The organism is Halotolerantifilum yawarlongkerapense (assembly GCF_054506745.1).
Window position 1 is genome coordinate 539,111 of record NZ_CP199719.1, and the last position, 13,185, is coordinate 552,295.

A 13,185-nucleotide genomic window follows, 5' to 3' on the forward strand; every position below is an offset into this window, starting at 1 on the left:
TGCGGGGGACTATCTTAGCCGCTGGCTTTCTTCCCGTCTAGCACGGCAAAAAACTTCCCCCTGGTCTGCCAACGGGGCCATGGTTTTCCCGGCAGACAAGGGATGATGTCCGTCTGTCTTCCTATCACCGCTCCGAATGGTCCCTTTTCCCGTGACTACGTAGAAAAGCACGTGTACCGACACACCGTGTGGTTGTACAGGATCCCCCACACGAAGCTCGTGGTTCAATTCTCCCTAACTCCTGAAAAACAACCCGTTGTCTTCCGAATACCACACTCATTATCATGCAAAGCAAAAGGAACCCGGTCAAACGGGTTCCTTTTCTTCATTTTCAAACCAACGATTGGAGTGAGTAGACCTCGAGATCAGACTCCGGTATCTTCAATCGGGCGATCTCCAGGAGCGCCCGGAGCGTATCCAGATTGGTCAGGCAGAGGAGGTTCTTCTCTAGGGCCGCCCTTCGGATTCTGAAGCCATCGCGCGTTGCATCTTTGCCCTTGCTTGGGAGGTTGACCACCAGGTCGACCATCCCCTTTCGAATCACCGCGAGCACATCGTGGTCTCCACCGATCTTATCGACCACAGCGGCCGGGATCCCCTGCTGTTTTAGATAATCTGCTGTTCCAGCGGTCGCCAGGAGCCTGTAGCCCATGTCCACCAGCTGGCGGGCATAGATTGCCGCTTCTTCTTTGGTCGGGTCGGATACTGAGTAGAGCACCGTACCGCCAGGTGGTAGATGGACGCCCGCGGATAAGAAACCCTTCTGAAGGGCCAGGTCCCTCGTCTTCTCGATGGCCAGGACCTCACCGGTGGATTTCATTTCAGGCCCCAGGGCTGTGTCCGTCTGCGGTATCTTCTCCATGGAGAAGACCGGTACCTTGACAGCGTAAAAAGATTTTTCCGGATAGAGCCCACTACCATAGCCCATATCCGCCAGGTCTTCTCCCAGCATGATCCGTGTCGCCAGGCTCACCATGGGCACGCCCGTGACCTTGCTGAGGAAGGGAACCGTACGCGACGCGCGCGGGTTGACCTCAATCACATAGAGTTCTCCCTCGGCTAAGATCATCTGGATATTCAGAAAGCCCACGATCCCGATGGCTTCCGCCAAACGTTCGGTGTAGGACAGAATCGTCTCCTTTAACCCATCGTTGAGGCTGGTCGCCGGATAGATGGCCGTGCTATCCCCGCTGTGTACACCGGCACGCTCGAGATGCTCTGTGATGCCGGGCACGAGCAGGGTCTTGCCGTCATAGAGCCCATCGATCTCGATTTCCAGACCCGTGAGGTAGCGGTCGATCAAAACGGTGTGCCCCGGAGCCCTGGCGAAGGATTTATCCAGATAGCTCTTGAGCGTCAACTCATCGTAAACGATCTCCATCCCCTCACCTCCGAGGACGAAGCTGGGTCTAACTACCAGAGGAAAGCCCAGGTCTTTTGCCGCGGTAATCCCCTCTTCTGTTTGTACAACGGAGGTTCCCTTCGGTCTGGGAATCTCACACTGGGTCAAGATGGTGTCGAAGGTCGCGCGATCCTCGGCCGCACGCATGGCCGGAGCTTTGGTGCCCAAAATCTCGATTCCCTCTGCTTCACAGAAATCCACGAGACGGATGGCGGTCTGCCCGCCGTACTGGAGGATCACACCCTCGGGCTTCTCCTTCTCTACAATCCCGAGGAGATCCTCTCCGGTGATCGGGTCGAAATACAGCTTATCCGAAAGGTCGAAATCCGTGCTCACCGTTTCAGGGTTGTTGTTGAGGATCAGCGCCTCATAACCCAGCTCGGCTAGTGCCATGACCCCGTGGACCGAACAGTAGTCGAACTCCACCCCTTGACCGATGCGGATAGGTCCGGATCCTACCACCAGAACCTTCTTGCGATCGGAAACCGTCACCTCGTCATGTAAGTCGTAGGTAGCGTAGTGGTAGTTTGAGGTCGCCTCAAACTCTCCTGCGCAGGTATCTACCGTCTTGTGAACCGGTAGGATCCCCATCGCCTTTCGCCTTGCGTGAACGTCGCTCGCCGTCGTCTGGTACCAACGCGCCAGCGTCTCGTCGGCGAATCCGACTTTCTTCAGGTAGCGTAGGCGATCGGTATCGATTCCAGACCATGGGCGTCCGATCTCTTCCTTCTCGATAGCCACGAGACCCTGGATCTTGTGGAGGAAGAAAGGATCGACAGTCGTCAACTCATTCAGTTCCTCCACACTGAAGTCCCGTCGCAGGGCTTCAGCGATCAAGAAGAGACGCTCGTCATCGGCCAATTTGATCCGCGCGATCAGCTCCTCTCGCGTCAGCGTGTCGATGCCCGGCATGGAAAGATCCGATCTCGTGCCCTCGAGAGAACGAATACCCTTGAGCAGAGCAGATTCAAAGCTGTTCCCGATGGCCATCACTTCTCCGGTGGCCATCATGGTGGTGCCCAACGTGCGTTTCTCGCTTCCCAGCTTCTCAAAGGGCCACTTGGGCATCTTGATCACGCAGTAATCGAGGGTCGGTTCGAAACACGCCATGGTCTTACCCGTGACATCGTTCGTAATCTCATCGAGTCCGTAGCCGAGGGCGATCTTGGTGGCCACCTTGGCGATGGGATATCCCGTGGCCTTGGAGGCAAGTGCCGACGAGCGGCTCACCCGGGGGTTCACTTCGATGAGATAGTACTGGAAGCTATCGGGATCGAGTGCAATCTGCACGTTACAACCGCCGATGATCTCCAGGGCCTCCACGATATCTAGGGAGGCCTTGCGAAGCATCTGGTACTCTCGGTCGCTCAGCGTCTGCGAGGGTGCCACGACGATGCTATCCCCCGTGTGGATGCCAACTGGATCCACATTTTCCATGTTGCAAACGGCAATGGCGTTTCCCTTGCCGTCGCGGATCATCTCGTACTCGATCTCTTTCCATCCCCTGATGCTCTTCTCGATCAGCACCTGACTGACGGGGCTTGCGGCCAGACCTCTTCCCGCCACAGACAACAGCTCTTCCGCGTCATCGGCAAAACCGCCACCGGTGCCGCCCATGGTAAAGGCTGGGCGCACGACCACAGGATACCCGATACGATCGGCCGCTTCTTTGGCTGTGGCTAAATCTCCGGCCACATAACTCTCGATGACCGGTTGACCGATGGCTTCCATAGCCTTCTTGAACAGATCCCGGTCCTCGGCACGTTCGATCGATTTGGGGTTGGTACCGATCAGTTCCACGCCGAATCTCTCGAGTACCCCTTCGTGCGAGAGCGCCACCGCCAGGTTGAGGGCAATCTGTCCTCCCATCCCGGCGAGCAGCGCATCTGGTCTTTCCTTCTCGATGATCTTCTCGATAAAGGGCACGGTGAGCGGTTCGAAGTACACCGCGTCGGCATAGGTTGTATCGGTCATGATCGTGGCGGGGTTCGAGTTGACCAAGATCACCTCGAGCCCCTCTTCTTTTAGCACCTTGCAGGCCTGCGTGCCAGAGTAATCGAACTCTGCCGCTTGGCCGATGATAATCGGTCCCGATCCGATTACGAGCACTTTTCGCATGTCACCACCCCTTTCACCAGGTTGTAGAAGGCATCGAAGAGATAGACCGAATCACCGGGGCCAGGGCTGGCCTCCGGGTGGTACTGTACGCTGAAGATCGGCAGATCTCGATGCTTGATTCCCTCTACTGTTCCATCGTTCAAATTGCGGTGAGTGATCAAGAGGTGCGCGGGGAGGCTTTTTTCGACAATGTGGTAGCCGTGGTTCTGGCTGGTGATCACCACGCGACCGGTCTCTAGATCTTTGACGGGGTGGTTGGAACCACGGTGGCCGAAGACCATCTTCTCAGTGGTCGCGCCGTAGGCATGGGCCAAGAGCTGGTGACCAAGACAGATGCCAAAGGTCGGCAGTTTGCTCGAGAGCACGCGTACGTGATTCACGACTTCCTCCAGGTGGGCTGGATCCCCAGGACCGTTTGAGAGAAAGAGACCGTCAGGGCCGTAGGACATAACCTCGGCCACCGAGGCGTCCGCAGGAAAAACGCGCAGCGAGAAGCCTCTTGCCTGAAGGGCCGTCAGGATGTTCCCCTTGATTCCAAAATCAAGCACCGCCACCTTGATTGGCCCTCCCGGTAGATCATAAGCCTTCGGAGTAGTCACCTGATAGACGGCTCCGGCATTGTCGAAAGGCAGTGGAGACCACTTTGCAGGGCTACCCTTGACGATCATACCGGGCATGGCCCCGTGGTGTCTGATGTGTCTGGTGAGGGCGCGTGTATCGATACCCTCGAGACCCAGGATCCCATGTTTCTTGAAGTAATCCCCCAGAGTACCCGTTCCACGCCAGTTCGAATAATGGTGGGTCAGTTCTCTCACGACAAACCCCTTGACCGTGGGACCACCCGACTGGTGATCCTCTGTGTTGATCCCATAGTTTCCCATGAGCGGGTAAGTCATCACAACAATCTGTCCATGGTACGAGGGGTCTGTCAATACTTCTTGGTAACCTGTCATCCCAGTATTAAAAACCACCTCGCCAAGGCTCGCATTGGTGGTATCACCAAAAACAAACCCCTCAAAGGTGGTCCCGTCCTCAAGTAACAAATATCCTTTTTCCATATCTTCCACTCCTTCACATTCTGCGTCTCCCGGACGCGGTTAAATCATGACGAGCCCTCTGACCTTATAGGTCAAATTGCCTTATGATAGCATGCCGGAAGAGAAAAATCAAGCGTACCATTTCGGATGTTTATACGCAGTTTTGTATATTTATTAATATAATCGCATATATTTCCCTTTTGCGCAAGTAGAAAACGTTTTCTACTTGATCTTTTCCAGCACTTTCTTACAAACAATGTGCCTTCTGACGCCTGCATATTTTTTAATGGTGACCTTCCGGGCGTATCCTGTCCTAACGGGGGTATACTCCCAGTAGAAACACAGAGAAAACCGCAAAGGAGGCAGCGCGATGTCACAACCCATTCTAGTTGGTGTCAGCGACCAACCACTTTATCTGCTCCCCCAGATGGCCAATCGCCACGGATTGATCGCGGGAGCGACGGGAACCGGCAAAACGATTACGCTGAAGGGATTGGCAGAATCCTTCAGCGAACAAGGAATTCCCGTGTTCATTGCCGATATCAAAGGTGACCTGTCAGGGACCGCTGTACCGGGAACGACAGGCCCGAAGCTTGTGGAACGCATCGAGAAAATGAATCTTTCGCCCTTTACCTACCAAGGCTATCCCTTGGTATTCTGGGATCTCTACGGAGAAAAGGGTCACCCCATCCGCACGACGCTCTCGGAAATGGGCCCCCTGCTTCTTTCCCGTCTGCTCTCCTTGAATGACACACAGACCGGCGTGATGCACATCCTCTTCCGTGCGGCCGATGAACGTGGACTGCTCATGGTCGATCTCAAGGATCTCAAGAGCCTGATTGCCTTTGCCACGGAGCACACCAGTGAACTCTCCAGTGCCTACGGGCACATGACCAAGCAGTCGCTCGGCGCCATTTCCAGGAGTCTTTTATCCCTTGAAGAGCAGGGCCTCGATTTATTCTTCGGGGAACCAGACCTACAGATCAACGATTTTATCCGACACGATGATTCGGGCCGAGGTATTATTAACTGCCTCGCAGCGGACCGACTCTTCCTTTCCCCGGGCCTTTATGCTACCTTCCTACTCTGGCTACTCTCTGAACTCTATGAGAACTTACCGGAGGTGGGAGATCAGCCACAACCGGAGATGGTCTTCTTCTTCGACGAAGCCCACCTACTCTTCAAAGACATGCCCACGATCCTGTACGATAAATTGCATTTGATCATCCGACTGATCCGCTCGAAGGGCGTCGGGATCTATTTTTGCACGCAAAATCCTGTCGATCTACCGGATGAGATCCTCGGCCAACTGGGCAATAGGATCCAGCATGCCCTGCGCGCCTATTCACCTAGGGAGCTGAGGGCGCTGCGAGCAGCAGCAGACACCTTTCGACCCAATCCCGCGATCAACGTGGAAGAAGAACTCACCACGCTTGGTGTCGGGGAGGCGCTGGTGAGTTTCCTCGATACAAAGGGAATTCCCTCCATCGTTCACAGGGCTTTGATTGTACCACCGCACAGTCGGATGGGCCCCTTGACCCCTACTGAACGCGCTATGTGGATCGCCGGTTCCTGGGCCGCCGGAAAGTACGACCAACGGGTCGATCGGCACTCTGCCCACGAGATACTGGCAGCCCAGGCAGAGGCCGCGGCCATGCCACCCCATGTCCCAGCACAAGAAACGAAGAGGTCCACCAACCGAACGACGCGCAAGCGCAAAACAGATTCTTCCTTCGATCGTCTGTTGAAATCCGCCGCTTCATCGGTGGGACGGCAGATCGGCAACCAGATTATGCGCGGGATACTAGGCTCGATGAAAAGATAAAGGGTAAAAAACGCAAAAAAAAAAAGAGGACGCGTGAGCGTCCTCTTTGATCAGGTGAACCTAGGATGTCTTTCGACGGCTGTTCGTCGTCCGACCCTGTCCACTTCTATTGCCTTTGTAGTTTCCGTGACGCTTTCGTCCGTTACCGCGGTTTGACCGCGTGGCAGATGTTAGCTTGTCGGATCCCTCGATGGGCATACCGATCGTTTTTTCGATCGTACGGAGCATCGCGTGGTCACCAGGGGCGATCAATGTGATGGCCTCCCCCTTCTGTCCGGCACGACCCGTACGGCCGATCCGGTGGATGTAACTCTCGGCATCCCCGGGGATGTCGTAGTTGTACACATGCGTGATGCCGTCGATATCGAGCCCACGGGCCACGACATCCGTCGCAACAAGAATCTGAACGCGGCTCTTGCGGAAGGCCTTCAGGGCACGCTCTCGCTTGGCCTGGGTCAGGTCCCCGTGAATTTCCTCGGCACGGATGCCCTTGAGGTTCAGTGCCTTGCCCAGCGCCTTTGTGCGTCGCTTCGTACGACAGAACACGATAGCCATGAAGGGGTTATCGTTCTTTATCGCCTGCATCAATGCCTCTTGTTTCATCCGATCAGAGGTTTCAATGACACGTTGGTCGATGGTGTCGAGGGTCACGTTCTTACCCTTCGCTTCGATCTCCTCTGGAGCGTTCATGTAACGCTTCGAGAGCGAGCGGATAGGTGCAGGCATCGTGGCCGAGAAGAACAGGGTCTGACGGCTATCGGGTGTCTGCTTGATGATCTTCTCCACGTCGGGGAGAAAACCCATGTGCAGCATCTGATCTGCTTCATCGAGCACCAGTGTGGAGAGCTTCGACAAGTTCAACGTTCCACGGTTCAAGTGATCGAGCAGTCGACCAGGTGTCCCCACGACGATCTGAACGCCACGTCGGAGTTTCTTGATCTGTCCGTCGATTCCCTGACCACCGTAAACAGCCAGTACCTGGCCACCACCGGCCTGAGTCAGTTTCTGCGCTTCTTTTGTGATCTGAAGGGCCAGCTCACGTGTCGGTGTGATGATGAGCGCTTGCACGCTTCTGTCTTTCACATCGAGTTTCTCCATGATCGGAAGCATGAAGGCGAAGGTTTTACCCGTTCCCGTCTGTGCCTGTGCGATCAAATCCTTGCCCTCGAGAAGATGCGGAATGCTCTTCTCCTGGATAGGCGTGGGTTCTACAATCCGGTTGCGCTGGAGTACGCTCCCAAGTTTTTCGTTCAGTCCGAGTGCTACAAATGCATTGTTCATCAAAATAGAAATTTCCTTTCATATGTCGCTAAAAGCTTCAAAAATTGGTTGCGTCGTCAAGCGTACCGGGGTGGATCGTCAACGGTTTCTCAAAAGATCAGCGAGTCTCTTATCGTTTTCATCGCATAAAAAAACGGCTTCCGTTCACATTGATCCCCCGGTCCCCATTGATAGGGGCACGCTTGGATGAACAAAAGCACAACTTCATACAATGATAGCACACCATGGTCTGTCCGTCACGTATTCTTTTTAGTACAATCGCACTTCTTTTTCCTTGTTTCGAAATGAACCCCTTGTGCGCCGGCCGGTTAACATAACAAGTTCTGGGTATATATTCATTGACAGAGACCGCCGATGCACTGCACCCACGGTGGTCTTTCGAAGGAGGGAATACCATGTTTGAAAAACTGATCGTAGCAACCGATCTATCCCCGGCATCACTGGCGCTAACCAGATCGCTGGGGGCACTGAAGCCCAAGGGTGCGCGTCACTGTCTGCTCCTCTATTGTTTTGGACTGCATCGAACGGGCTCCTTCGCACTTTCTTATGCGATGGATGTGGTCGAGTCCAGTCTCACCAAGCACCGCGAGATTCTCGAGGCCGAGGGCTTCGATGTGGAGACTCGCATCCTGCCCGGCGTCATGAAGCAGGAGATCGATCGCATCGCGGTCGATGAATCCTATGATCTGATTGTCGTTGGCGATCGAGCCCACACGCTCACGGGAGAGGCATACTTCAATGGCCTCGCTTACGAGTTGATTCACCACGCGAGACGCCCGGTCATGGTCGTGCGCCTCGAGGAGAAGAAGGAAGAAGAAAAGATCCACGTCCGTGCCAGGGGGAATCTATCCGGTCACCTGCTCTTCCCAACAGACTTCTCGGATAACGCTCACCATGCCTTTCGTCGACTGAAGGAACTGATCACACCAGAACTCGAACGGGTCACGCTTCTTCACATCGTCGATGAGGCCACGGCAAAACAAGATAGCACCCCCGACAGTAGTACCATGGTCAAAGAGGCTGAAGAGCGCCTCGCTGCACTGAAGATCGCCTTAAGCAAGGAGGCCGATGTACCAGTGGCCATCAAGGTCGTCACCGGTCATCCCACGGGAGAAATCTTGGATTTTCTCGCGAAGGAGCAGGTCGACCTCGTGGTCATGGGTAGCCAGGGCCATGGTTTCCTGAGAGACCTATTCTTGGGAAGCGTCAGTCACAACATTGCGCGACACGCACCCTGTTCGGTGCTCCTCATCCCTGCGGAACGATAAGACTTCTCGGGATGAAAGGACCACCCGTCTTCACGACGAGTGGTCCTTTTCTTCATCGGTCAACCGACTAAGTGATCAGGGCAAAACCTACCCCCAAGCACAGGAATCCGAGGCCACCGACGGCGTGAGTGAAGTAGAAAAAGGGCGTCGGCTTCCCACCCTTCTCGTGAAGATCACGCGAGAGATGCCAGAAGGTCTCGGGAAAGAAGAGGTAGGCCGATCCCACGGCCGTGAAAATCAGATTGAAGACCAAAGACAAGAACAAGCCTTCATCCCCCCGCTCGTCGATCTTACGCGTGAGTTCCATCACCAATCGTCCCTCTACCGTGTCGGTCCTCTTGGCCGTCACAGGATACCGATCGACGAAATCTCCCGATCGGTACACGCTATAGGCAGCGTTCTCCGCATCATACTCCCGTCGGAGCGCCAATCCTTCGGACCGGATTGTCACCTCATGGAAACGACCGTTCTCGCTTCGATCCTCACCAGGCAGTGCATAGAAGGGCTGCCCCTCTTCCGTTTCGAAGACATATCGGTCCTCTTCCCAGCCCCTGTATACATAGGTCGTCCCATCCACGTAGACCTGTCTTTCCTGTCGGTCTTCGCTCACGCTGATCATGGCGCCGATGAAAAAGAAGAATAGAAGAAAATATAGAAATGCCCGTCCAGCACCGAAACGTTCTTTCCACCTTGCTATCCTTCTGAAGAGAATCATTGATGCTCTCTAAATTGATGCGTCGGTGTGATCCGGTCGGTAGCCATCTCCTTCATCGTGGTCACGTACCAGCGGCGGGTCACAGGTAGGATCAGGCTAAATCCCACCACGTCGGTAATCAGACCGGGGGTGACGAGCAGAAGACCCCCGATGAGCACGCAGAGCCCATGCAGCAACTGGTCCGTCGGGACACGTCCGTAAGACAGGTCCGCTTGGATGGCACGATAGACCGCCACGCCTTCACCCTTGGCTAGATAGGCCCCGATGGCACCTGTGATCAGTACGATGGCGATAGCGGTGCCCGCCGACGTCATCTCCGCCAGCTTCATGAGCAGATAAAGCTCCACGAAGGGCGTGATGGTAAAGAGAAGAAAGAGTTTTTTAAACAAGTGTTTCATAAGCGCTTCACATCCTTTGTTTCATTGTAACAAACTCGTATGCAAAAGATATGAAGAAACTAAGAACATTTCATCATCGCGATCCCAGAAAAGAACGGAGGTCCCAATGGATCAGACGAGGTTAGAAGAAGGTCCTATGCTCGATCAGGTAGACATTGCCTACGCGCTCCACGAACTGAAGATCCATCCGACCACGGGGATCGAAACCCTTAGAATCCTATCCTGCAACGAACGTTTCGCTCAGCTCACGGATACACCCAAGGACCAGATACCAGGCAAATGCATCGACGAACTGCTCAGCGCTCGTGATGCAGGGGATGAGAGCTGGTTATCTCTCTTCCAAGAAGCCATGGAACAGAGGACTCCCGTGGCCTTCGAACGTCATGTCCATAGCTCCGATCGTCACTTTCGGATTCTCATTCACCAATTGGCACCACATCTGTTCACCACCTTGTTCGAAGAAATCACCGACCGCTATCTCATGGTTGATCTCTCCCGTCATCTCCTCGAGGTGACGGACCTCTCCTTTGACTATATCACCGAGCAGATTCGCCGGTTGTCAGGGGCCCGGTACGCCGCCTTTAACCAGTTTGAGAGGGATGGAGCCCACTTTTCCACCCGTGCTTTGGCCGGCTCTACCGAACACCTGAGAAGGATCAGCTCCTTGCTCGGGATCCCCCTTGTCGGCAGACGTTGGGAACACGATCCCTACCGCCTGGAACTACTGAAGAGAGAAGGCCTGGTGGTGCTCCCCACCCTAGAGGACCTCTCCAATGGCGAACTTTCCCGTCATACGATGGCGGTCGTTGCCAAAACGCTGGGTATCGGGTCTGTCGCACTGCTCCGGGTGGCCATCCACGGGGACATCCTTGGGGACTTCACCCTGTTATTCGGAAGAGATGTAGTGTTGAAAAACCAGAGGTTGATCATGACGCTCACCTCAGAAATCGCCTTGCGCCTTGAAATCGATCGCAAACACGATCGTCTCGAGAAAAGTCGCGAGCGCTACGCATCCCTTGCCTCGGAGGCGCCCGTGGGCATCGCCGTGATCGATACCATCGGTCAGATCCGATACCTCAACCAGAAGTTCATGGGCATTCTGACCGCTTACGATCCTAAGGCTGGTATTCCGGACAATCTCATCCACTACCCTCCCTTCGTCAAGGAGGGCCTTGCCGACGCCCTGCAGCACACGATGACGTCTCAGGAGACAACCATACAGGAATTCTCCTATCCCTCTGCCGAGAAGCGCATCCTCTACCTCCGCGTACACGTGAGTGCTGAGCTGCTCGAGAATCGCGTGACAGGAGCGCGGCTGATCGTAGACGATCTCACGGATCGCTACGAGGCCGAAAAACGTCTCTTGGCAAGCGAAAACAACTTCCGACATTTTTTCGAAAACAGCAGGGACTTGGTCGTCGTCTCCGATCTCTCCGGTTATATACTGAAGAGCAACGATACCGCCATAGATCGGCTCGGCTACAGTGCAGAAGAACTGGAGACCATGCAGCTAATTGATCTGCATCCCCCTTCTGCCCATACTGAGGCTGAAGCTTTAATCGATCACTTGCTCGCCGGAGAAAGAGATACCTGCCCGCTCCCCCTCATCACAGCGCAGGGGTATACCCTGCCTGCGGAGATACAGGCCTGGCGTGGACAATGGTCTGATGAAGAGTGTCTTTTCATCGTAGCAAAGGATCTGTCCTCAGAACAAGCGGCCCTTCAGAAGTTCAACCGCTTTTTCGAGAACAACCCGGCGCTCATGACCGTAAGCCTCCTGCCAGAGGGCAAGATCACAGAAGCCAACGCCTCCTTTTATGAAAAGACAGGATTCACACCCGATGAAATCATCGGGCACGCAACGAAAGACCTCGCCCTCTTCGCAGGAGACCAGACCGATGAGATCATCCATTCCCGCCTGGCCTCAAGTGAGGCGATTCATCATCTGCCCGTCAGACTGCGTACGAAGGAAGGTGATTTGCTCGAGGGTCTGTATTCCGCGGAGCGTATCGATAGCCAGGGGGAAAGCCTCCTCCTCTCCGTTTTCGTGGATATCACGGAGCTGAAAGAATCACAGGCGGCCATCACGCACCTCAGCTACCATGATCAGCTCACGGGCCTGTACAATCGACGATTTTTCGAAGAAGAAATGGCCCGATTGAACACCGCTCGTTCCTACCCCCTGTCGTTGATGATGATCGATGTGAACGGCCTGAAGCTAATCAACGATGCCTTCGGTCACAAACACGGCGATGACATGTTGATCGCTGTCGCCGACACACTGCGGGATGAGTGCCGTGCAGATGAGATCATCTCTCGGATCAGCGGAGATGAGTTCGTCCTCTTGCTACCCAAGACACCCCCCGCTGGTGCGGCCCACATCGCCTCGCGAATCAAAGAACGGCTGTTGGAAATCAATGTCCTAGGCCTTCCGATTTCTGTTGCCATCGGTCACGCTACGAAACGTGATGCGGAGCTCGAGTTGATCGCCCTGTTCAACCGGGCCGAAGAAGCGATGTATCAAGACAAACTGGCTCACGGGAGCAGCCACCGTTACCGGACCGTCGGTTTCATCCTGGCGACACTCTACCGCAAGCATCCAGAGGAAAAAGCCCACGCGAAGCGCGTCGGTCGTCTGGCCCAGGAGTTCGCCTTATATCTGGGCCTCCACCGAGAACACGCCGAGCTGCTGCAGATGGCCGGCACCGTTCATGACATCGGCAAGATCATTTTACCCGCCGAGATCCTCGACAAAAAAACAGCCCTCACACCCGAAGAAAAGCGACTGATGCACCGTCATCCCGAGGTCGGCTATCAGATTCTGCGCTCCGTCGACCACTACGCCCCTCTCGCCCCCATCGTCCTCACGCACCATGAGCGCTGGGATGGTACGGGTTATCCCGGTAAGTCCTCGGGTGAGCAGATTCCAAAGGATGCTCGGATCCTGATGATCTGCGAGGTCTACGACAAAATCACCCATGAGCGCTTCGACATGCCGCCGATGACCGAAGAAGAGGCCCTGGCTTTTCTTGCCGAAGGCGCAGGCGGTCATTTCGATCCGGAGCTGGTGACGGCTTTTATCCGGTGGAAACAAGAAGACACTCCAGAATAGAGATAAAGACGCGTGCGCGATCCTATCGA

8 protein-coding genes are annotated in these 13,185 nt (G+C 54.9%); 3 read left to right on the forward strand and 5 right to left on the reverse strand.

Annotation, left to right across the window (positions count from 1 at the left end; all coding sequences use genetic code 11):
• Positions 1-331: 331 nt before the first annotated feature.
• A complete protein-coding gene (carB, locus tag ACULM0_RS02660; RefSeq protein WP_463678916.1) occupies positions 332-3,520 on the reverse strand; it encodes a carbamoyl-phosphate synthase large subunit in 3,189 nt (1,062 codons plus the stop codon).
• Positions 3,502-4,578 (reverse strand): glutamine-hydrolyzing carbamoyl-phosphate synthase small subunit, encoded by a 1,077-nt coding sequence (carA, locus tag ACULM0_RS02665; RefSeq protein WP_463678917.1) that lies wholly within the window; start codon positions 4,576-4,578, stop codon positions 3,502-3,504. The genes carB and carA overlap by 19 nt, the downstream gene beginning before the upstream one ends.
• Positions 4,579-4,927: 349 nt before the next feature.
• Here carA and ACULM0_RS02670 point away from each other — a divergent pair, with 349 nt between their 5' ends.
• Positions 4,928-6,382: a helicase HerA-like domain-containing protein gene (locus tag ACULM0_RS02670; protein ID WP_463678918.1), complete on the forward strand. Its 1,455-nt coding sequence runs from the start codon at positions 4,928-4,930 to the stop codon at positions 6,380-6,382.
• Positions 6,383-6,442: 60 nt separating this feature from the next.
• On the opposite strand, the gene ACULM0_RS02675 is transcribed toward ACULM0_RS02670, so the two are convergent.
• Positions 6,443-7,663, reverse strand: coding sequence for a DEAD/DEAH box helicase (locus ACULM0_RS02675; protein WP_463678919.1), 1,221 nt, complete (start codon positions 7,661-7,663; stop codon positions 6,443-6,445).
• A gap of 395 nt (positions 7,664-8,058) precedes the next feature.
• Here ACULM0_RS02675 and ACULM0_RS02680 point away from each other — a divergent pair, with 395 nt between their 5' ends.
• Entirely contained in the window at positions 8,059-8,931 is an 873-nt protein-coding gene (locus ACULM0_RS02680; RefSeq protein WP_463678920.1) for a universal stress protein, read from the forward strand.
• Positions 8,932-8,998: 67 nt separating this feature from the next.
• Here ACULM0_RS02680 and ACULM0_RS02685 read toward each other — a convergent pair whose 3' ends face one another.
• Both ACULM0_RS02685 and ACULM0_RS02690 read right to left on the reverse strand, forming a co-directional pair.
• Positions 8,999-9,646, reverse strand: a complete 648-nt coding sequence (locus tag ACULM0_RS02685) for a DUF6199 family natural product biosynthesis protein (protein ID WP_463678921.1) — start codon at positions 9,644-9,646, stop codon at positions 8,999-9,001.
• Entirely contained in the window at positions 9,643-10,044 is a 402-nt protein-coding gene (locus ACULM0_RS02690; RefSeq protein ID WP_463678922.1) for an FxsA family protein, read from the reverse strand. Before ACULM0_RS02690 ends, ACULM0_RS02685 begins: the two co-directional genes overlap by 4 nt.
• A 106-nt stretch (positions 10,045-10,150) precedes the next feature.
• Here ACULM0_RS02690 and ACULM0_RS02695 point away from each other — a divergent pair, with 106 nt between their 5' ends.
• Positions 10,151-13,156, forward strand: a complete 3,006-nt coding sequence (locus tag ACULM0_RS02695) for an HD domain-containing phosphohydrolase (protein WP_463678923.1) — start codon at positions 10,151-10,153, stop codon at positions 13,154-13,156.
• Positions 13,157-13,185 lie beyond the last annotated feature (29 nt).

What these genes read in the sequence shown, in the direction of transcription:
- carB (WP_463678916.1), bottom strand. Translation starts at nt 3,520, where the DNA reads ATGCGAAAAGTGCTCGTAATCGGATCGGGACCGATTATCATCGGCCAA.
- ACULM0_RS02670 (WP_463678918.1), top strand. Translation starts at nt 4,928, where the DNA reads ATGTCACAACCCATTCTAGTTGGTGTCAGCGACCAACCACTTTATCTG.
- ACULM0_RS02675 (WP_463678919.1), bottom strand. Translation starts at nt 7,663, where the DNA reads ATGAACAATGCATTTGTAGCACTCGGACTGAACGAAAAACTTGGGAGC.
- ACULM0_RS02680 (WP_463678920.1), top strand. Translation starts at nt 8,059, where the DNA reads ATGTTTGAAAAACTGATCGTAGCAACCGATCTATCCCCGGCATCACTG.
- ACULM0_RS02690 (WP_463678922.1), bottom strand. Translation starts at nt 10,044, where the DNA reads ATGAAACACTTGTTTAAAAAACTCTTTCTTCTCTTTACCATCACGCCC.
- ACULM0_RS02685 (WP_463678921.1), bottom strand. Translation starts at nt 9,646, where the DNA reads ATGATTCTCTTCAGAAGGATAGCAAGGTGGAAAGAACGTTTCGGTGCT.
- ACULM0_RS02695 (WP_463678923.1), top strand. Translation starts at nt 10,151, where the DNA reads ATGGATCAGACGAGGTTAGAAGAAGGTCCTATGCTCGATCAGGTAGAC.
- carA (WP_463678917.1), bottom strand. Translation starts at nt 4,578, where the DNA reads ATGGAAAAAGGATATTTGTTACTTGAGGACGGGACCACCTTTGAGGGG.